This window comes from Enterobacter cloacae complex sp. SHL021 (assembly GCF_049237765.1).
In the GTDB taxonomy this organism is placed as follows: domain Bacteria; phylum Pseudomonadota; class Gammaproteobacteria; order Enterobacterales; family Enterobacteriaceae; genus Enterobacter; species Enterobacter cloacae.
Genome location: NZ_JBMKJG010000024.1, coordinates 18,170 through 36,700, shown reverse-complemented (window position 1 = coordinate 36,700; position 18,531 = coordinate 18,170). Strand labels below are relative to the sequence as shown.

The following is an 18,531-nucleotide window of genomic DNA, read 5'->3' as shown; positions in this document are numbered from 1 at the left end:
GGCACTTTATTTTCGTCGCCGCAAAAAGAAAAGCCCGGCTTTACGGCCGGGCTTCCAGATTACTGTGGGTTAGCCGGTTTACGCGGACGGCGACGGCGCTGCCCTTCTCCTGCCGGTTTCCCTTCGCCGTCGCGGCGAGGCGGTTTATTGCCCGACTTAGGCGCACCGCCTTCGGCACGGCGTGGCTGCTGCTGACCACGGCCGCCGCCCTGACCGCGTCCACCGCCGCCACGCTGCTGGCGACCATTCTGAATTGGCTCCGCTTTAATGGACGGATCCACTTCGTATCCCGGCGTTTCAATACGCGGGATCTCTTTCTTCAGCAGGCGTTCGATGTCGCGCAGCAGTTTGTGTTCATCCACGCAGACCAGCGAGAGCGCTTCGCCAGTGGCCGCCGCACGACCAGTACGGCCGATACGGTGAACATAGTCTTCCGGCACGTTTGGCAGCTCGTAGTTCACCACGTGCGGCAGCTCTTCAATGTCCAGACCACGGGCAGCGATGTCGGTTGCCACCAGCACGCGGATATCACCGGATTTAAAGTCCGCCAGCGCACGGGTACGCGCCCCCTGGCTCTTGTTACCGTGGATAGCCGCACTGCGAATACCGTCTTTGTTCAGCTGTTCCGCCAGGTGGTTTGCACCGTGCTTGGTACGGGTAAAGACCAGCACCTGCTGCCAGTTACCCTGACCAATCATCTGGGAGAGCAGTTCCCGCTTACGCTTTTTATCAACGAAGTGCACGTGCTGGGTCACCTGCTCAGAGGCGGTGTTGCGGCGCGCCACTTCAACTTCCAGCGGGTTATGCAGCAGCTTTTCAGCCAGCGCTTTGATCTCGTCGGAGAAGGTCGCGGAGAACAGCAGGTTCTGACGGCGCGGCGGGAGCTTAGCCAGCACGCGGCGAATATCGTGGATAAAGCCCATGTCCAGCATGCGGTCGGCTTCGTCCAGCACCAGAATTTCGACGTTATCTAGCTTCACGGCGTTCTGATGTTCCAGATCCAGCAGACGGCCCGGCGTTGCCACCAGCACGTCCACGCCGCCGCGCAGTTTCATCATCTGTGGGTTAATGCTCACACCGCCGAAAACCACCAGCGAACGAATGTTGAGATAGCGGCTGTAATCACGCACGTTCTCGCCAATCTGCGCCGCCAGCTCGCGAGTTGGGGTGAGGATCAGCGCACGAACCGGGCGACGCCCCTTCGCGTGCGGCTGATTTTTTACCAGCAGCTCTAACAGTGGCAGGGTGAAGCCTGCGGTTTTACCGGTCCCGGTCTGGGCACTGGCCATCAGGTCACGGCCCTGCAGAACGGCAGGGATCGCCTGCTGCTGGATTGGGGTTGGCTCAACGTAGCCCTGCTCTGCGATCGCGCGCAGAATTTCCGGGTTCAGGCCAAGGGAATCAAAAGACATAAAAACTCCGAAGCGCCCCGACCATCACAGGTGTAGTTTTCAGGGAGATATAACGAATAGGGGAGGACAAAAACCACAATGTCGCGAAGGGGCGGAGTGTAGCAGCTTTTGTGACGTGGCGCATAAAATATCCCTCCACCTTCCCTCGACGATTTCGCTAATCAGGCATAATCTTAATCAATCGATTGATTAATTTTTAATGCCGCTATGAATACAACCCCGACAACTTCTAAAGGCGAACAGGCCAAAAGCCAGCTTATTGCTGCCGCGCTGGCGCAGTTTGGTGAGTATGGCTTGCACGCCACCACCCGGGATATCGCGGCGCAGGCCGGGCAAAACATTGCGGCTATCCCCTACTATTTTGGCTCAAAAGAGGATTTATACCTCGCCTGTGCCCAGTGGATCGCCGATTTTATTGGCACGCAGTTTCACCCGCACGTGGAGGAAGCCACCGCGCTGCTCAGCCAGCCGTCACCCAATCGTGACGCTATCCGCCAGCTGATCCTCAACGCCTGCCACAACATGATCCGCCTGCTGACGCACGACGACACGCTGAACCTGAGTCGATTTATCTCCCGTGAACAGCTCTTCCCCACTGCCGCCTACCAGCTGGTGCATGACCAGGTGATTGCCCCGATGCACACGCACCTTACCCGGCTGATCGCGGCCTATACCGGGCAAGACGCCAACGATACCGCTACGATTTTGCATACCCACGCCCTGCTGGGTGAGATTCTGGCCTTCCGTCTGGGGCGAGAAACGATTCTGTTACGCACCGGCTGGACACAATTTGATGAGGATAAAGCCGCGCAGATTAGCCAGGTTATCACCTGTCATCTGGATCTGATCCTGCAAGGCTTAACGCAAAGGAGCCTGAAGTCATGAAAAAACCTGTCGCCATCATTCTGGTGGTTGTTGTTTTGCTTGCCGCAGGCGTCGGTGGCTGGCTGTGGTATCAAAGCCATCAGGATCGCGGCCTGACGCTGTACGGTAACGTTGATATTCGCACCGTGAACATGAGCTTCCGCGTCGGGGGGCGGCTGGCGTCGCTTAACGTGGATGAGGGCGACACCATCAAAACCGGGCAGACGCTGGGGATGCTTGATAAAGCGCCCTACGAGAACGCGTTAATGCAGGCAAAAGCCGGGGTTTCCGTCGCCCAGGCGCAATATGATCTGATGCTGGCCGGTTATCGTGACGAAGAGATTGCCCAGGCTGCTGCCGCAGTCAAACAGGCGCAGGCAGCCTATGACTATGCGCAGAATTTCTATGCCCGCCAGCAGGGGCTGTGGAAAAGCCGCACTATTTCGGCCAACGATCTGGAAAACGCCCGTTCATCACGCGATCAGGCTCAGGCAACGCTGAAATCCGCACAGGACAAACTGAGTCAGTACCACACCGGTAACCGCCCGCAGGATATCGCCCAGGCCAAAGCCAGCCTTGAACAGGCGCAGGCCCAGCTGGCCCAGGCGGAACTCGATCTGCATGACACCACGCTGGTGGCACCGTCTGACGGCACGCTGATGACCCGCGCCGTGGAGCCCGGCAGCATGCTCAACGCCGGAAGCACCGTTTTAACCCTGTCGCTCACCCGTCCGGTATGGGTGCGCGCCTACATTGATGAGCCAAACCTCGGCCAGATGCAGCCGGGTCGCGAACTGTTGCTCTATACCGACGGTCGTCCCGATAAGCCGTATCACGGCAAAGTGGGCTTTGTTTCGCCCACCGCTGAATTCACGCCAAAAACGGTGGAAACGCCGGATCTGCGTACCGACCTGGTGTATCGCCTGCGCATCATCGTCACCGATGCGGACGATGCGCTGCGTCAGGGCATGCCAGTCACCGTAAAAGTGAACAGCGGGGAACGACATGAATGACGCGGTTATCCGGCTCGACAATCTGGTCAAACGCTTCGCGGGCATGGAAAAACCGGCCGTCGCGCCGCTGAACTGCACCATCCAGAAAGGCTATGTAACCGGGCTGGTTGGTCCGGACGGCGCAGGCAAAACCACGTTGATGCGGATGCTGGCAGGCCTGCTTAAGCCCGATGAAGGGGCGGCCAGCGTGCTCGGACTCGATCCGATTAAAGATGACGGTGCACTCCACGCCATGCTCGGCTATATGCCGCAGAAGTTTGGTCTCTATGAAGACCTGACGGTGATGGAAAACCTTAATCTGTACGCGGATCTGCGCAGCGTGACCGGTGAAACCCGTCAGCAGACTTTCGCCCGTCTGCTGTCCTTCACCTCCCTCGGTCCCTTCACCGATCGTCTGGCGGGCAAACTCTCCGGCGGGATGAAGCAAAAGCTGGGGCTGGCCTGTACGCTGGTCGGCGAGCCGAAAGTGCTGCTGCTGGATGAGCCCGGCGTGGGCGTGGACCCCATTTCACGCCGCGAACTGTGGCAGATGGTGCACGAGCTGGCCGGTGACGGAATGCTGATCCTCTGGAGCACCTCCTATCTGGATGAAGCCGAGCAGTGTCGCGATGTGCTGCTGATGAACGAAGGCGAGCTGCTTTATCAGGGAGAACCGACGAAGCTGACCCAAAGCATGGCCGGACGCAGTTTCCTGATGCACAGCCCGCAGGAGTCGAACCGCAAACTGCTGCAACGGGTGCTGAAGCTGCCCCAGGTCAGCGACGGGATGATTCAGGGCCGTTCGGTGCGCGTGATCCTGACCAAAGAGGCGACCGAAGCGGATATTCGTCACGCGCCGGGCATGCCTGACATTGAGATGGAAGAGACGGCTCCCCGCTTTGAAGACGCGTTTATCGATCTGCTGGGCGGAGCGGGTACTTCGGAATCGCCGCTCGGGGCGATCCTGCACACGGTAGAAGGTACGCCGGGTGAGACGGTGATCGAAGCCAAATCCCTGACCAAAAAATTCGGTGATTTCGCCGCCACCGATAACGTCAATTTCGCGGTGAAGCGCGGTGAAATTTTTGGCCTGCTCGGGCCAAACGGCGCGGGGAAATCCACCACCTTTAAGATGATGTGTGGCCTGCTGGTGCCTACGTCCGGCAAAGCGCTGGTACTGGATATGGATTTGAAAGTCAGCTCCGGCAAGGCGCGCCAGCATCTGGGGTATATGGCGCAGAAGTTCTCGCTGTACGGCAACCTGACGGTCGAGCAGAACCTGCGCTTTTTCTCCGGCGTTTACGGCCTGCGAGGGCGCGCCCAGGACGAGAAAATCCACCGGATGAGCGAGGCGTTTGGCCTGACAGCTATCGCTTCCCACGCCACGGATGAGCTGCCCCTTGGCTTCAAACAGCGGCTGGCGCTGGCCTGCTCGCTGATGCACGAGCCCGATATTCTGTTTCTGGATGAACCCACGTCAGGTGTTGATCCCCTCACCCGCCGCGAGTTCTGGCTGCACATCAATAGTATGGTGGAGAAAGGGGTAACGGTGATGGTAACCACCCACTTTATGGACGAGGCGGAGTATTGCGACCGTATCGGGCTGGTCTATCGCGGCAAGTTGATTGCCCACGGCACGCCGGATGACCTGAAAGCCCAGGCTGCAGACGACGAGGTGCCGGACCCGACCATGGAGCAGGCGTTTATCACCCTCATCCACGACTGGGATAAGGAGAATGCCGATGCGCAATAACGCGATTTCCTGGCGCCGGGTGCGCGCGCTGTGCATCAAAGAGACGCGTCAGATCGTGCGTGACCCCAGCAGCTGGCTGATTGCGGTGGTTATCCCGCTTCTGCTGCTGTTTATCTTCGGCTATGGGATCAACCTCGACTCCAGCAAGCTGCGGGTTGGGATATTACTGGAGCAGCAGAGCGAAGAGGCGCTGGATTTCACCCACGCCATGACCGGCTCGCCCTACATTGAGGCCACCATCAGCGACAACCGGCAAGCGCTTATTCAGAAGATGCAGGCCGGGAAAATCCGCGGTCTGGTGGTGATCCCGGTCGATTTTGCCGCCAACATGGCGCGGGCAGATACCGCTGCGCCGATCCAGGTGATCACTGACGGCAGCGAGCCGAATACCGCCAACTTTGTCCAGGGCTACGTAGAGGGGATCTGGCAGCTCTGGCAGATGCAGCGCGCCGAAGACCGGGGTGAAACGTTCGAACCGCTGATCGACGTACAGATGCGCTACTGGTTTAACCCTGCCGCCATCAGCCAGCATTTTATTATCCCGGGTGCGGTCACCATCATTATGACGGTGATTGGCGCAATCCTGACCTCGCTGGTGATTGCCCGCGAGTGGGAGCGCGGCACCATGGAGGCGCTGCTTTCAACCGAAGTGACGCGCCTTGAGCTGCTGCTGTGTAAGCTTATCCCCTACTACTTCCTCGGCATGCTGGCGATGCTGCTCTGTATGCTGGTCTCGGTGTTTATCCTTGGGGTGCCGTACCGCGGCTCGCTGGTGCTGCTCTTTTTCATTACCAGCCTGTTCCTGCTGAGCACGTTGGGCATGGGGCTGCTCATCTCCACCGTCACCCGCAACCAGTTTAACGCCGCGCAGGTGGCGCTGAACGCCGCCTTTTTACCGTCGATTATGCTGTCCGGGTTTATCTTCCAGATAGACAGCATGCCCGCGGTGATCCGTGCCGTGACCTACATAATTCCGGCGCGCTATTTCGTCAGCACGCTGCAAAGCCTGTTCCTGGCGGGGAATATTCCGGTAGTGCTGATTATCAATACCCTGTTTTTGCTGGCGTCGGCGGCGATGTTTATTGGGCTGACGTGGATGAAAACCAAACGGCGTCTGGATTAAGGAGCGAACATGTTTCACCGTTTATGGACGTTAATACGCAAAGAGCTGCAATCGCTGCTGCGCGAGCCGCAAACCCGCGCCATTCTGGTGTTGCCGGTGCTCATCCAGGTGTTTCTGTTCCCTTTTGCCGCCACGCTTGAGGTGACCAACGCCACCATCGCGATTTACAACGAAGACAACGGTAAACATTCCGTCGAGCTGACCCAGCGCTTTGCCCGGGCGAAGGCTTTTACCCATATCCTGCTGCTGAAAAGCCCACAGGCGATCCAGCCCACCATCGATACCCAGAAAGCGCTGCTGCTGGTGCGTTTTCCGGCTGATTTTTCCCGCAATCTGGACACCTTCCAGCCCGCGCCCATGCAGTTGATCCTCGACGGGCGTAACTCCAACAGCGCGCAGATTGCCGCGAATTATCTGCAACAGGTGGTGAAGGATTATCAGCAGGAGTTGATGGAGGGGAAACCGAAGCCCAACAACAGCGAGCTGGTGGTACGTAACTGGTACAACCCAAACCTGGACTACAAATGGTTTGTGGTGCCGTCGCTGATCGCCATGATTACCACCATTGGGGTGATGATCGTCACCTCCCTGTCCGTCGCCCGCGAACGCGAGCAAGGTACGCTCGATCAGCTGCTGGTCTCCCCGCTGGCGACCTGGCAAATCTTCGTCGGTAAAGCGGTTCCCGCCCTGATTGTTGCCACGTTCCAGGCCACCATCGTGCTGGGCGTGGGGATCTGGGCCTACCAGATCCCGTTCGCCGGGTCGCTGGCGCTGTTCTACTTCACGATGCTGATCTACGGGCTGTCGCTGGTCGGGTTTGGCCTGCTGATTTCCGCGCTCTGCTCCACGCAGCAGCAGGCGTTTATTGGCGTGTTTGTCTTTATGATGCCGGCCATCCTGCTCTCCGGGTATGTTTCGCCGGTTGAGAATATGCCGGTGTGGTTACAGGATCTGACGTGGATAAACCCGATTCGTCACTTTACGGATATCACCAAGCAAATTTATCTGAAGGATGCGAGTCTGGATATTATCTGGGGAAGTTTGTGGCCGCTACTGGTCATAGCGGCCACGACGGGGTCAGTGGCGTACGCGATGTTTAGACGCAACATTGCGTAGCTTTTTCTCTTTGGCCAGCAAAGAGACCACCGCAGGCCCTGCAAGAATGGCCAGACCGGCCAGCGCCAGCAGCAGGTTGTTTTGCAGCACGCGGGACAGCAGCCACAGCACAATCATTGCGGCACCAAAGTACCAGGTGGTGGTGAGCTCTTCGAGCACATCACCCACCTCGCGCCAGCGCGCTTCATGATGGCGCTGCAGGAACAACATCGACAGCACGGTGACGCCATAGAGGACGCATAGTCCTAGGCCAACACGCACCAGCGTGCCGCTCATCCAGCCCATCACCAGTACGGCCACGACCAGTAAATGCAACATTATCTGCCAGCAACTTAGACCCGTTGCGACACGAACACGTTGTTGCCACTTCATGGCTTCTCTCCTGAAGGATTTTTCTCTGCTTAATCAGACTACCGCACTTTACGGAAAATTCCGTAACACCGCATCTTTTTGTGACGACGACTACACTTTATTTTCATTGGGATAGTCACTCAGGAAGGAGCTTATGACCAAAAAAATGCAGCATTTCTCGCTTAAAGTGCTGACGATAAACATTCATAAAGGCTTCACAGCATTTAATCGCCGCTTCATTTTACCGGAGCTGCGCGACGCGGTTCGCACCGTCAGCGCGGACATTGTCTGCCTGCAGGAAGTGATGGGCGCGCACGAGGTCCATCCGATGCACTTCGAAAACTGGCCCGACACGCCCCACTACGAATTTCTGGCCGACACCATGTGGAGTGATTACGCTTACGGCCGCAATGCGGTCTATCCTGAAGGGCATCACGGAAATGCGGTGTTGTCGCGTTATCCCATTGAACATTACGAGAACCGGGACGTCTCCGTCGGCGAAAGCGAAAAGCGTGGGCTGCTGTATTGCCGTATCGCCCCGCCGGATCTCGATTTTCCGGTGCACGTTGGCTGTGTGCATCTCGGTCTGCGGGAAGCGCATCGCCAGGCACAGCTGCAGATGCTGGCCGAGTGGACTAACGCCCTGCCCGAAGGAGAGCCAGTGGTCATTGCCGGGGATTTCAACGACTGGCGGCAGCGGGCTAACCACCCTTTGAAAGTGGAGGCCGGGCTGGAGGAAATTTTCACCCGCGCGCACGGCAGACCTGCGCGCACGTTTCCGGTGCGCTTCCCGTTGCTGAGGCTTGACCGCATTTATGTGAAAAACGCCCATGCCAGCAGCCCGACCGCGCTGGCGTTGCTTAACTGGCGCCACCTTTCCGACCATGCCCCGCTGAGCGCGGAGATCCACTTATGAAATGTACCTGGCAGGAAGGCAACCGGATCACGCTGCTGGTCAACGGGGACGAATATTACCCCGCCGTTTTTGATGCGATAGACCGCGCGCAGCATAAAGTGATCCTCGAGACCTTTATCTGGTTTGAAGATGATGTGGGCAAACAGTTGCACAGCGTGCTGCTGCGCGCCGCCCAGCGCGGCGTCAAAATTGAAGCGCTGCTGGATGGCTATGGCTCGCCCGATCTTAGCGATGCGTTCGTGAATGAACTCACTGCCGCAGGCGTTGTGTTCCGCTACTACGATCCCGGCCCTCGCCTGTTCGGCATGCGTACCAATCTCTTTCGCCGGATGCACCGCAAAATCGTCGTCGTTGATGAGACGGTGGCGTTTGTCGGTGGCATTAACTACTCCGCCGAGCATATGTCTGACTACGGCCCGGAGGCCAAGCAGGATTACGCCATCCGCATCGAAGGGCCTGTGGTTCAGGACATTTTGCTGTTTGAACTGGAAAACTTACCCGGCAAAGATGCCGCCCGACGCTGGTGGAAGCGCCGCCATCGTCCGGAAGAGAACCGGAAGCCCGGCGAAGCGCAGGCGTTGTTCGTCTGGCGGGATAACGGCGAGCACCGGGACGATATTGAGCGCCACTACCTGAAAATGCTGGCGAATGCCAAACGCGAAGTGATCATCGCCAACGCCTACTTCTTCCCGGGCTACCGGCTGCTGCACGCCATGCGCAGTGCTGCCCGACGCGGCGTCCGCGTGAAGCTGATTGTGCAGGGCGAGCCGGATATGCCCATCGTCAAAGTCGGCGCGCGGCTGCTCTATAACTACCTGCTCAAAGGCGGAGTGCAGATCTACGAATACCGTCGCCGACCGCTGCACGGCAAAGTCGCGCTGATGGACGATCACTGGGCGACCGTCGGCTCCAGTAACCTCGATCCGCTGAGCCTGTCGCTTAACCTGGAAGCGAACCTGATCATTCACGATCGCCAGTTTAACCAGAACCTGCGGGATAACCTGCAGGGTCTGATCGTCAACGACTGCGTACGCGTGGACGAGTCCATGGTGCCAAAACGCACCTGGTGGAATCTGGGGATCAGCGTAGTGGTGTTCCACTTCCTGCGCCATTTCCCGGCGATGGTGGGCTGGCTGCCGGCGCATACCCCAAAACTTGCGCTGGTGGATCCGCCTGTTCAACCCGAGATGGAAACCCAGGACCGCATTGAGGCGGAAGATGGAGGGAAAACCTGATGTCTAAATCGCATCCACGCTGGCGAATGGCGAAAAAGATCCTGACCTGGCTGTTTTTTATTGCCGTTGCGGTGCTGCTGGTGGTTTACGCGCAAAAGGTGGACTGGGAAGAGGTGTGGAAAGTCATCCGCAACTACAACCGGATGGTGCTGCTGGGAGCGGTTGGGCTGGTGATTGTCAGCTATCTGATGTACGGCTGCTATGACCTGCTGGGCCGCGCCTACTGCGGCCACAAGCTGGCAAAACGCCAGGTCATGCTGGTGTCGTTTATCTGCTACGCCTTTAACCTGACGCTCAGCACCTGGGTCGGGGGGATTGGCATGCGCTATCGCCTGTACTCGCGCCTGGGACTGCCCGGTGGGACCATCACGCGTATATTTTCGCTGAGCATCACCACCAACTGGCTGGGTTATATTCTGCTGGGTGGGGTGATCTTTACCATCGGCGTGGTGCAGTTGCCCGCACACTGGTATATCGATGAAGCCACGCTGCGGATTTTGGGTTTCGCGCTCCTGCTCATTATCGCCCTGTATCTCTGGGCCTGCGCCTTTGCCAGACGCCGCCATATGACCATCAAAGGGCAAAAGCTGGTTTTACCTTCATGGAAATTTGCCGTGCTGCAGATGGCGGTTTCCAGCGCCAACTGGATGGCGATGGGGGCAATTATCTGGCTGCTCATTGGCGAAGATGTGAATTATTTCTTCGTGCTGGGGGTGCTGCTGGTGAGCAGTATTGCCGGGGTGATCGTACATATTCCGGCCGGGATTGGGGTGCTGGAAGCGGTATTTATCGCCCTGCTTGCCGGAGAACATGTTTCTCATGGGACGATTATCGCCGCCCTGCTCGCCTACCGCATGCTCTATTACTTCCTGCCGCTGGCGCTGGCCACGGTCTGTTATCTGGTGCTTGAGAGCCGGGCGAAGAAGCTAAGAGCGAAGAACGAGAAGGCGATGGCAAAATAGGCGCAGCGGTCTGATGCCCTCACCCCGGCCCTCTCCCACAGGGAGAGGGAGAAAAACCGCACCGTACAATCCCCTCTCCCTGTGGGAGAGGGTTAGGGTGAGGGGCAGTATTTAACGACGGTTGCCGAAAATACGCAGCAGCATCAGGAACAGGTTGATGAAGTCCAGATACAGCGTCAGGGCACCCAGAATTGAGTATTTCCGCAGGTTGGAACTGTCACGCACGTCAATCTGCTCGCCGATGTTTTTCAGCTTCTGGGTGTCGTAGGCGGTTAAGCCAACGAAAATCACCACCCCGATATAGGTCACCGCCCACATCAGCGCGTCGCTCTTCAGCCACAGGTTTACCAGCGACGCCAGCACAATCCCGATCAACCCCATGAATAGCATGTTGCCAAGACCGCTGAGGTCACGTTTGGTGGTGTAACCGTACAGGCTCATCACACCAAACATCCCGCCAGTGACCACAAAGGTGCTGGCGATGGAGGAGTAGGTATAGACGATGAAAATGCTGGAAAGCGTCAGCCCCGTCAGTGCCGAATAGAGCATAAACAGGGTGGTCGCCATCCCGGCACTCAGCTTCTGTACCAGACCGGAGAGCACAAACACCAGTGCCAGTTGCGCAATGATCAGCCCAAAGAAGGTGATTTTGCTGGAAAAGATAAACATCATCAGTTCAGGGGTATTGGCCGCATACCACGCGATAAATGCGGTAAGCAGTAAGCCTACCGTCATCCAGCCATAAACCTGAGCCATATACGTCTGCAGGCCACTACGGGTCTGCTGTACTATCGAATCGGAACGCGGAAATCGGTCCATGATTCACTCCTGATTAAGTAGACACACACGTTAAGACTAACACATCCACATAAACCTGTTACCAACGGCTGGCGGCCTGTTTGTCGCTGTCGCGCGATTCAACCCACCGCTCCCCCTCCGGCGTCGCTTCACGTTTCCAGAACGGGGCTTTGGTTTTCAGGTAATCCATGATGAACTCCCCGGCGGCAAACGCGCTGCCGCGATGGGCGCTGGTCACCCCCACGAAAACGATCTCCTCGCCCGGCCACATCTCACCGATACGGTGGATAACCGTCACACGCCCGAGCGGCCAGCGGCCTCGCGCCTCTTCGACGATCGCAGCCAGAGATTTCTCGGTCATGCCCGGATAGTGTTCCAGCGTCAGCGCTTTTACGCTGTCGCCAAGGTTGTGGTTACGCACTTTACCGGTGAAGGTCACAACAGCACCGTCTTCATCGCGCTCTGCCAGCCAGTGATATTCCGTACCGACGTTAAAGCGCTCAGGGCTAACCAGAATTCGCGTATCAACCATCTTAACCCCCCGTCACCGGTGGGAAGAAGGCCACTTCATCACCTGCCTCCAGCGGATGGGTAAACTCCACCAGCGTCTGGTTGACGGCGGCCAGCAGCTTCCCTTCATCCAGCGCCAGCGCCCAACGGTCGCTTTGCGCCGCCAGATGCGCACGCAGTGCGGCAACGTCTTTAAACGTCGCTTCCAGCGTCAGGCTGTCGGTATTCACCAGTTCACGCACCTGGGCAAAAAAGAGCACCTTAATCATGGCTGTCCACCTTAAAATCACCGGATTTGCCGCCGCTTTTCGCCAGCAGACGCACCGGGCCAATCACCATATCTTTCTGCACCGCTTTGCACATATCGTAGATAGTCAGCGCGGCAACGGACGCCGCCGTCAGCGCTTCCATCTCCACGCCCGTTTTACCGGTTAAACGACACAGCGATTCGATGCGCACGCGGTTGTGCTCTGGCTGGGCCTGAAGATTGACCTCCACCTTGCTGAGCATCAGCGGGTGGCAGAGCGGAATTAAGTCCCAGGTGCGTTTCGCCGCCTGGATCCCGGCGATGCGGGCAGTGGCAAAGACATCACCCTTATGGTGGCTGCCGTCGATAATCATCGCCAGGGTGCCTGGCAGCATGGTAACGAACGCTTCGGCACGCGCCTCGCGGACCGTTTCGGCCTTGGCGGAGACGTCCACCATATGCGCTTCGCCAGCGGCGTTAATGTGGGTCAGTTGCGACATAGCTTATTTCTTTAAATGGGGATGAAAATTACACGGACGGGTACGGGCATCCAGCTGCGGGGCGATAATGTTGTCCCACGCGGTGCGGCAGGCTTTGGTCGAGCCCGGCATGGCGAATATCAGTGTGTTGTTCGCCATGCCCGCCACCGCACGTGACTGCAGCGTCGAGGTACCAATCTCTTCAAACGACAGCATGCGGAACACTTCGCCGAAGCCTTCTACCTCGCGGTCAAACAGCGGGATAAGCGCCTCTGGCGCCTGGTCGCCTGCGGTAAAACCGGTGCCGCCGGTGATCAACACCACCTGCACTTCATCGCTGGCAATCCACTGGGAGACCTGCGCGCGTATGGCATAGCGGTTCTCTTTGACGATCGCTTTATCGACGATCTTATGCCCGGCGTCATGGGCGGCTTCGCGCAGCCAGTGGCCGGAGGTGTCATCCTCTTCGCCACGACGGTCGGAAACGGTAAGGATGGCAATACGTGTCGGGATAAATTCCGCGCTGACCTGACTCATCTTCTGGTTCCTTCTTAAGCCTGATTACCCGCCAATGTATGACAGGTTCTGAGTAATGCCGGTGTTGCCCTGATGCAGGAAGTGGGTCTGTTTTTTATGCGTCAGTGCCTCAGAAATACGCGCTTCCAGCGCGGCCTGTTGCGCATCGTCTTCCAGCAGATCGCGAAGGTTAACGCCGCCATCCCCGAACAGACACAGATGCAGTTTGCCCACCGAGGAGACGCGCAGGCGGTTACAGCTGGCGCAGAAATCTTTCTCGTAAGGCATGATAAGCCCAATCTCCCCTTCGTAATCCGGGTGACAAAAGACCTGCGCCGGGCCGTCGCTGCGCTGGCGGATCTGGTGGATCCAGCCGCGTTTAAGCAGCTCATCGCGCAACACCATGCCGGAGATATGGTGGCGGCGGAACAGCTCGCTGCCCTCGCCCGTCTCCATGAGTTCAATAAACCGCAGTTGAATGGGGCGGGATTTGATCCACACCAGGAAGGTGTCCAGCTGATGATGGTTTACATCACGCATCAGCACGGTGTTGACTTTGACCTTATCGAACCCGGCGGTAAACGCGGCATCAATACCGTCCATCACCTGCTGGAATTTATCCTGGCCGGTAATGGCATGAAACTGACGGGCATCCAGGCTGTCCACGCTGACGTTAATGGCCGTTAAGCCCGCATCACGCCAGGTTGCGACATCGCGCGCCATGCGGTAGCCATTGGTGGTCACCGCAATCTGACGGATGCGTTCGTTTTCACGCACGGCGGCAATAATGTCGGGGAAGTCACGGCGCAGCGAAGGTTCTCCGCCGGTCAGACGCACTTTTTCCGTGCCGAGTGCCGAGAACGCGCGCGTAACGCGGCGAACTTCATCCACGGAGAGAAAGCCGTTATTGGTGACGCTGCCCGGTTTGTAGCCGTCGGGCAGACAGTAGGTGCAACGGAAGTTGCACACATCGGTAATCGACAGACGTAAGTAGTAAAACTTACGCGCGAAAGCATCAGTAAGTTGTGAAGCCATGTACACCTTTCCAGATACGGGAGGCACAGTCATTTCTTTCTGTACCCTGGTGGCATAGTTGCCACGGCCAGGGCGCCATATCTTTCGACACAGGCACCAGGGCTAGAGTGTATGTTTTCAAATTTGAAAACGTGGTTATGGCGATAGTAGCGCGTAAATCACCCTTTCGCCATTATCGCTTAACGCTATATAAACATGTATATAGCGACCTGATCGTGCATTTTCGTTACAGAATACGCCAAAACAGCAGATTCGCATTGATATACGTCATTTTGCCCTGGCTGAGGCATCGTCTTTTAGGGGTAGTTAGGTTACTGTTACGCAGATCGAACGTGATAAGGAATAGGTATGCGCAATCGCACTTTTGCGGATCTTGACCGGGTGGTGGCACTGGGTGGAGGCCATGGTCTGGGCCGGGTGATGTCCTCTTTGTCATCCCTTGGCTCAAGACTGACAGGGATAGTAACAACAACGGATAACGGCGGATCGACGGGGCGGATCCGACGCGCAGAAGGCGGCATTGCCTGGGGCGATATGCGTAACTGCCTGAACCAGTTAATTACCGAACCGAGCGTCGCCTCGGCGATGTTTGAGTACCGTTTTGGCGGTAACGGGGAACTTTCCGGGCATAACCTTGGAAATTTGATGCTTAAAGCGCTGGATCACCTGAGCGTGCGCCCGCTGGAAGCGATCAATCTCATCCGCAATCTGCTCAAAGTGGATGCGTTCCTGATCCCGATGTCTGAACAACCGGTCGATTTGATGGCCATCGACGTGGAAGGCCATGAAGTGTACGGCGAAGTGAATATTGATCAGCTTACGCTGCCGCCGAAAGAGCTGATGACTTACCCGGCCGTTCCCGCCACGCGCGAAGCGGTTGAGGCCATCGCCGAGGCGGATTTGATCCTGATTGGCCCGGGCAGTTTTTACACCAGCCTGATGCCGATTTTACTGGTGAAAGAGCTGGCGCAGGCCCTGCGCAGAACGCCCGCCCCGATGGTGTACATCGGTAATTTAGGCCGTGAATTGAGTCCGGCAGCGGCCAGCCTGTCGCTGGCGGATAAACTGGAGCTGATGGAGCAGTACGTCGGTAAAAAAATCATCGACGGTGTTGTGGTCGGGCCGAAAGTGGATGTGACGGGCATTGGCGATCGCGTGGTGGTGCAGGAGCCGCTGGAGGCCAGCGATATCAAATACCGTCATGACCGTCACTTGTTGCGTGACGCGCTGGAGAAGGCGATTCAGGAGTTGGGTTAGGCTCGTTTTGTGCGGCCTGATGCCCTCATCCCGGCCCTCTCCCACAGGGCTGAGGGTTCCCCACAAAATAATGCCTGCACGGAGGACCCCCTCTCCCTTGAGGGAGAGGGTTGGGGTGAGGGGGAACATATGACTGTAGAGGTAATTCCGTTCACTTTATGTTCCTTGCTACTCTGTAACGGCATGACTTGTGAACGTGCCAGGGCGGCTCAGTCGCCACCACCCTGGCGACCCGGGCTCCCGGCGGTAAATCGCCGCTCCGCGGTGCCTTCGGCTTATTCCTTCCGGCTTATCGGGGACGGGCGGATGTAACGTCCCTGTAAAGCCGCCCTCTCGGCGCATCCATGCGCCTCGCCCCGGCCTGCAGGAAACGCCTCAGCGATTTACAGCCGGACCAGGGCGTCGCTATAAGTCATTCATTTTCCTGAAGCAACATTCATCGCTTTCGGTAAAAAAATTACTGGGGATCCCTCAGCCCACAGGGAGAGGGCGAAAACACGCTGCTTTACCTAAGATGCGGCGATGAAAAGATCCCGCAGCTGATGCAGCTGGTCGCGAATTTGCGCTGCCTCTTCGAACTCCAGGTTCTGGGCATGCTGCATCATCTGCGCTTCCAGCTCGTGGATTTTCTGCTGCAGCGCTTTCGGCGTCAGCGCGACGGTATCTTCTTCCACCACGGAACGCGCCTTGCCGCGTCCTTTCGCTTTGGTCTTCGCAATGTTCTGACCCAGGGCCAGAATATCCACCACCTTCTTGTTCAGACCCTGCGGCGTAATGCCATGCTCTTCGTTGTAGCGCTGCTGTTTCTCGCGACGGCGTTCCGTTTCGCCAATCGCTTTCGCCATCGACGGGGTGATTTTATCGCCGTAGAGAATCGCTTTACCGTTGACGTTACGCGCGGCGCGGCCAATGGTCTGGATCAGCGAGCGCTCAGAACGCAGGAAGCCCTCTTTGTCGGCGTCGAGGATTGCCACCAGCGAGACTTCCGGCATATCCAGACCTTCTCGCAACAGGTTGATCCCCACCAGCACGTCAAACTCGCCCAGGCGCAGGTCGCGGATAATTTCCATACGTTCCACGGTATCGATATCCGAGTGCAGATAACGCACCTTCTCGCCGTGTTCTTCCAGATATTCGGTCAGGTCTTCCGCCATACGTTTGGTCAACGTGGTGACCAGCACGCGCTCGTTGATTGCCGAACGGGCGCGGATCTCGGAGAGCAGATCGTCCACCTGAGTCGCAACCGGACGGACTTCGATCACCGGATCCAGCAGCCCTGTCGGACGAACCACCTGGTCAACCACCTCATCGCCCGATTTCTCCAGCTCGTAGTTGCCCGGCGTCGCCGAAACGTAAATGGTTTGCGGTGCCAGCGCTTCAAACTCTTCAAACTTCATCGGACGGTTGTCCAGCGCCGACGGCAGGCGGAAGCCGTATTCCACCAGCGTCTCTTTACGCGCGCGGTCACCGCGATACATCCCGCCGATCTGCGGGATCGTGACGTGGGATTCGTCGATCACCAGTAACCCGTCCGCCGGAAGGTAGTCAAACAACGTCGGCGGCGGCTCGCCCGGCCCACGGCCAGAGAGGAAACGGGAGTAGTTTTCGATGCCGGAGCAGTAGCCCAGCTCGTTCATCATCTCCAGATCGAACTGGGTACGCTGGCTCAGGCGTTGCTCTTCCAGCAGCTTATTGTTCGCCAGCAGCACCTTACGGCGTTCCGCCAGCTCCTCTTTGATCTCTTCCATCGCCTGCACAATACGCTCGCGTGGCGTTACGTAGTGCGTTTTCGGGTAGATGGTGTAACGCTGAATAACGGACTCGACGTGGCCGGTGAGCGGGTCGAACAGCGACAGGCGTTCCACCTCTTCGTCAAACAGCTCAACGCGCAGGGCAATGTCGTCCGATTCCGCCGGGAAGATGTCGATAACCTCGCCGCGCACGCGGAACGTACCGCGCTGGAACGCCTGGTCGTTACGGGTGTACTGCAGCTCCGCCAGTCGGCGCAAAATCGCACGCTGATCGATGATCATCCCCTGCGTCAGGTGCAGCATCATCTTGAGGTAGAGATCCGGGTCGCCCAGACCGTAGATGGCAGACACCGACGCGACCACCACCACATCACGACGTTCCAGCAGCGCCTTCGTCGCCGAGAGACGCATCTGCTCAATGTGTTCGTTCACCGAGGCATCTTTCTCGATGAAGGTGTCAGAGCTCGGCACATAGGCTTCTGGCTGGTAGTAATCGTAATACGAGACGAAATACTCCACGGCATTCTCCGGGAAGAACTCTTTCATCTCGCCATACAGCTGCGCCGCCAGCGTTTTGTTGGGCGCCAGCACCATGGTGGGGCGTTGCAGATCCGCAATGACGTTGGCGATGGTGAAGGTTTTACCCGAACCGGTCACCCCCAGCAGCGTCTGGTGTGCCAGCCCATCTTCCAGCCCCTCTTCAAGACGACGGATCGCCTCAGGCTGGTCGCCAGAAGGACGGAAAGCAGAATTCAGTTTGAACGGTTTACTCATGGGCGACAACCTGGTGATGTAAAAAGCGGCAGGTGAGTAATTTTACTCGTTGTGGCCAGGAATGCCAGTAAAAAACACTGGATGTAAAACCAGTAGCGTGTCACGATATTTAGCATAGCACCCGAAGGATTAGCGTATTCCCGGTCAAAATTTCGACTGAGACGACATAAAACACCAGCTCTACCCGGTTATCCCCAGAACATTTTCATTTTTAACATTTGTCAAGCCAGGTAATGGTAGTTTTATGGCAACCGGTGACACTTTTATGACGGCAATTGATTTTATCTAACCAGTTAAATATTAAAGGATATTTTCCAGAGCCGCGTTTCGCGTCAATTTGGGCGTAACCCGCGTCTTCTCTCGCTTATCGCGTGTTTTCTAACTCTAATGCACATGGTTATCCACAGGAATAGTGGATAACTGCGTCCAGCCCATACAGA

Annotated in this window: 18 protein-coding genes and 1 riboswitch; of the genes, 9 read left to right on the top strand and 9 right to left on the bottom strand. The window is 57.4% G+C overall.

Annotated elements, in window-relative coordinates; translation table 11 throughout:
* Positions 1-59: 59 nt before the first annotated feature.
* Positions 60-1,412: an ATP-dependent RNA helicase RhlE gene (gene rhlE / locus ACOTZF_RS20640; RefSeq protein ID WP_038418948.1), complete on the bottom strand. Its 1,353-nt coding sequence runs from the start codon at positions 1,410-1,412 to the stop codon at positions 60-62.
* 207 nt (positions 1,413-1,619) lie between these two features.
* On the opposite strand from rhlE, the gene cecR reads away from it, so the two are divergent.
* Genes cecR through ACOTZF_RS20615 form a run of 5 tightly spaced genes read left to right on the top strand, consistent with a single transcriptional unit; the run spans position 1,620 to position 7,260 of the window.
* Positions 1,620-2,297, top strand: coding sequence for a transcriptional regulator CecR (gene cecR, locus ACOTZF_RS20635; RefSeq protein WP_129318078.1), 678 nt, complete (start codon positions 1,620-1,622; stop codon positions 2,295-2,297).
* Entirely contained in the window at positions 2,294-3,289 is a 996-nt protein-coding gene (gene hlyD, locus ACOTZF_RS20630) for a secretion protein HlyD (RefSeq protein WP_013097481.1), read from the top strand. The genes cecR and hlyD overlap by 4 nt, the downstream gene beginning before the upstream one ends.
* Positions 3,282-5,021: an ATP-binding cassette domain-containing protein gene (locus ACOTZF_RS20625; protein ID WP_013097482.1), complete on the top strand. Its 1,740-nt coding sequence runs from the start codon at positions 3,282-3,284 to the stop codon at positions 5,019-5,021. The genes hlyD and ACOTZF_RS20625 overlap by 8 nt, the downstream gene beginning before the upstream one ends.
* Positions 5,011-6,144: an ABC transporter permease gene (locus tag ACOTZF_RS20620; protein WP_045295681.1), complete on the top strand. Its 1,134-nt coding sequence runs from the start codon at positions 5,011-5,013 to the stop codon at positions 6,142-6,144. Before ACOTZF_RS20625 ends, ACOTZF_RS20620 begins: the two co-directional genes overlap by 11 nt.
* A gap of 9 nt (positions 6,145-6,153) precedes the next feature.
* On the top strand, positions 6,154-7,260 hold the full coding sequence (locus ACOTZF_RS20615) for an ABC transporter permease (RefSeq protein WP_038984991.1): 1,107 nt from the start codon (positions 6,154-6,156) through the stop codon (positions 7,258-7,260).
* Here ACOTZF_RS20615 and ACOTZF_RS20610 read toward each other — a convergent pair.
* The gene (locus ACOTZF_RS20610) at positions 7,222-7,632 is read right to left on the bottom strand and encodes a YbhQ family protein (RefSeq protein ID WP_014831155.1); all 411 of its coding nucleotides are present in this window, start codon (positions 7,630-7,632) and stop codon (positions 7,222-7,224) included. The genes ACOTZF_RS20615 and ACOTZF_RS20610 overlap by 39 nt on opposite strands.
* A 133-nt stretch (positions 7,633-7,765) precedes the next feature.
* Between ACOTZF_RS20610 and ACOTZF_RS20605 the strand changes: the two genes are divergently transcribed.
* The 3 genes from ACOTZF_RS20605 to ACOTZF_RS20595 are packed head-to-tail and all read left to right on the top strand — an operon-like array spanning position 7,766 to position 10,724.
* The gene (locus tag ACOTZF_RS20605; RefSeq protein WP_013097486.1) at positions 7,766-8,527 is read left to right on the top strand and encodes an endonuclease/exonuclease/phosphatase family protein; all 762 of its coding nucleotides are present in this window, start codon (positions 7,766-7,768) and stop codon (positions 8,525-8,527) included.
* The gene (gene clsB, locus ACOTZF_RS20600) at positions 8,524-9,762 is read left to right on the top strand and encodes a cardiolipin synthase ClsB (RefSeq protein WP_129318077.1); all 1,239 of its coding nucleotides are present in this window, start codon (positions 8,524-8,526) and stop codon (positions 9,760-9,762) included. Before ACOTZF_RS20605 ends, clsB begins: the two co-directional genes overlap by 4 nt.
* Positions 9,762-10,724, top strand: coding sequence for a lysylphosphatidylglycerol synthase domain-containing protein (locus tag ACOTZF_RS20595; protein ID WP_013097488.1), 963 nt, complete (start codon positions 9,762-9,764; stop codon positions 10,722-10,724). Before clsB ends, ACOTZF_RS20595 begins: the two co-directional genes overlap by 1 nt.
* Positions 10,725-10,835: 111 nt before the next feature.
* On the opposite strand, the gene ACOTZF_RS20590 is transcribed toward ACOTZF_RS20595, so the two are convergent.
* From ACOTZF_RS20590 to moaA, 6 genes are all read right to left on the bottom strand, one after another.
* A complete protein-coding gene (locus ACOTZF_RS20590; RefSeq protein WP_014831151.1) occupies positions 10,836-11,543 on the bottom strand; it encodes a Bax inhibitor-1/YccA family protein in 708 nt (235 codons plus the stop codon).
* Between the two features lie 58 nt (positions 11,544-11,601).
* The gene (moaE, locus tag ACOTZF_RS20585) at positions 11,602-12,054 is read right to left on the bottom strand and encodes a molybdopterin synthase catalytic subunit MoaE (RefSeq protein WP_038984995.1); all 453 of its coding nucleotides are present in this window, start codon (positions 12,052-12,054) and stop codon (positions 11,602-11,604) included.
* Between the two features lies 1 nt (position 12,055).
* Positions 12,056-12,301, bottom strand: a complete 246-nt coding sequence (gene moaD / locus ACOTZF_RS20580) for a molybdopterin synthase sulfur carrier subunit (protein ID WP_038984997.1) — start codon at positions 12,299-12,301, stop codon at positions 12,056-12,058.
* On the bottom strand, positions 12,294-12,779 hold the full coding sequence (gene moaC, locus ACOTZF_RS20575; RefSeq protein ID WP_020684982.1) for a cyclic pyranopterin monophosphate synthase MoaC: 486 nt from the start codon (positions 12,777-12,779) through the stop codon (positions 12,294-12,296). Before moaC ends, moaD begins: the two co-directional genes overlap by 8 nt.
* Positions 12,780-12,782: 3 nt before the next feature.
* Entirely contained in the window at positions 12,783-13,295 is a 513-nt protein-coding gene (gene moaB / locus ACOTZF_RS20570; protein WP_013097493.1) for a molybdenum cofactor biosynthesis protein B, read from the bottom strand.
* A 24-nt stretch (positions 13,296-13,319) separates the two neighbouring features.
* Positions 13,320-14,309 (bottom strand): GTP 3',8-cyclase MoaA, encoded by a 990-nt coding sequence (moaA, locus tag ACOTZF_RS20565; protein WP_129251501.1) that lies wholly within the window; start codon positions 14,307-14,309, stop codon positions 13,320-13,322.
* A riboswitch (molybdenum cofactor riboswitch) is annotated at positions 14,297-14,431 on the bottom strand. (Overlaps the previous gene by 13 nt.)
* Before the next feature lie 226 nt (positions 14,432-14,657).
* Here moaA and yvcK point away from each other — a divergent pair.
* Entirely contained in the window at positions 14,658-15,566 is a 909-nt protein-coding gene (yvcK, locus tag ACOTZF_RS20560; protein ID WP_013097495.1) for a uridine diphosphate-N-acetylglucosamine-binding protein YvcK, read from the top strand.
* Between the two features lie 509 nt (positions 15,567-16,075).
* Here the strand turns inward: yvcK and uvrB are convergent.
* The gene (uvrB, locus tag ACOTZF_RS20555; protein ID WP_013097496.1) at positions 16,076-18,091 is read right to left on the bottom strand and encodes an excinuclease ABC subunit UvrB; all 2,016 of its coding nucleotides are present in this window, start codon (positions 18,089-18,091) and stop codon (positions 16,076-16,078) included.
* Positions 18,092-18,531: the final 440 nt, after the last annotated feature.

Excerpts from the sequence above, each read along its gene's own strand:
- rhlE (WP_038418948.1), bottom strand. The coding sequence starts at position 1,412 with ATGTCTTTTGATTCCCTTGGCCTGAACCCGGAAATTCTGCGCGCGATC.
- cecR (WP_129318078.1), top strand. The coding sequence starts at position 1,620 with ATGAATACAACCCCGACAACTTCTAAAGGCGAACAGGCCAAAAGCCAG.
- hlyD (WP_013097481.1), top strand. The coding sequence starts at position 2,294 with ATGAAAAAACCTGTCGCCATCATTCTGGTGGTTGTTGTTTTGCTTGCC.
- ACOTZF_RS20625 (WP_013097482.1), top strand. The coding sequence starts at position 3,282 with ATGAATGACGCGGTTATCCGGCTCGACAATCTGGTCAAACGCTTCGCG.
- ACOTZF_RS20620 (WP_045295681.1), top strand. The coding sequence starts at position 5,011 with ATGCGCAATAACGCGATTTCCTGGCGCCGGGTGCGCGCGCTGTGCATC.
- ACOTZF_RS20615 (WP_038984991.1), top strand. The coding sequence starts at position 6,154 with ATGTTTCACCGTTTATGGACGTTAATACGCAAAGAGCTGCAATCGCTG.
- ACOTZF_RS20610 (WP_014831155.1), bottom strand. The coding sequence starts at position 7,632 with ATGAAGTGGCAACAACGTGTTCGTGTCGCAACGGGTCTAAGTTGCTGG.
- ACOTZF_RS20605 (WP_013097486.1), top strand. The coding sequence starts at position 7,766 with ATGACCAAAAAAATGCAGCATTTCTCGCTTAAAGTGCTGACGATAAAC.
- clsB (WP_129318077.1), top strand. The coding sequence starts at position 8,524 with ATGAAATGTACCTGGCAGGAAGGCAACCGGATCACGCTGCTGGTCAAC.
- ACOTZF_RS20595 (WP_013097488.1), top strand. The coding sequence starts at position 9,762 with ATGTCTAAATCGCATCCACGCTGGCGAATGGCGAAAAAGATCCTGACC.
- ACOTZF_RS20590 (WP_014831151.1), bottom strand. The coding sequence starts at position 11,543 with ATGGACCGATTTCCGCGTTCCGATTCGATAGTACAGCAGACCCGTAGT.
- moaE (WP_038984995.1), bottom strand. The coding sequence starts at position 12,054 with ATGGTTGATACGCGAATTCTGGTTAGCCCTGAGCGCTTTAACGTCGGT.
- moaD (WP_038984997.1), bottom strand. The coding sequence starts at position 12,301 with ATGATTAAGGTGCTCTTTTTTGCCCAGGTGCGTGAACTGGTGAATACC.
- moaC (WP_020684982.1), bottom strand. The coding sequence starts at position 12,779 with ATGTCGCAACTGACCCACATTAACGCCGCTGGCGAAGCGCATATGGTG.
- moaB (WP_013097493.1), bottom strand. The coding sequence starts at position 13,295 with ATGAGTCAGGTCAGCGCGGAATTTATCCCGACACGTATTGCCATCCTT.
- moaA (WP_129251501.1), bottom strand. The coding sequence starts at position 14,309 with ATGGCTTCACAACTTACTGATGCTTTCGCGCGTAAGTTTTACTACTTA.
- yvcK (WP_013097495.1), top strand. The coding sequence starts at position 14,658 with ATGCGCAATCGCACTTTTGCGGATCTTGACCGGGTGGTGGCACTGGGT.
- uvrB (WP_013097496.1), bottom strand. The coding sequence starts at position 18,091 with ATGAGTAAACCGTTCAAACTGAATTCTGCTTTCCGTCCTTCTGGCGAC.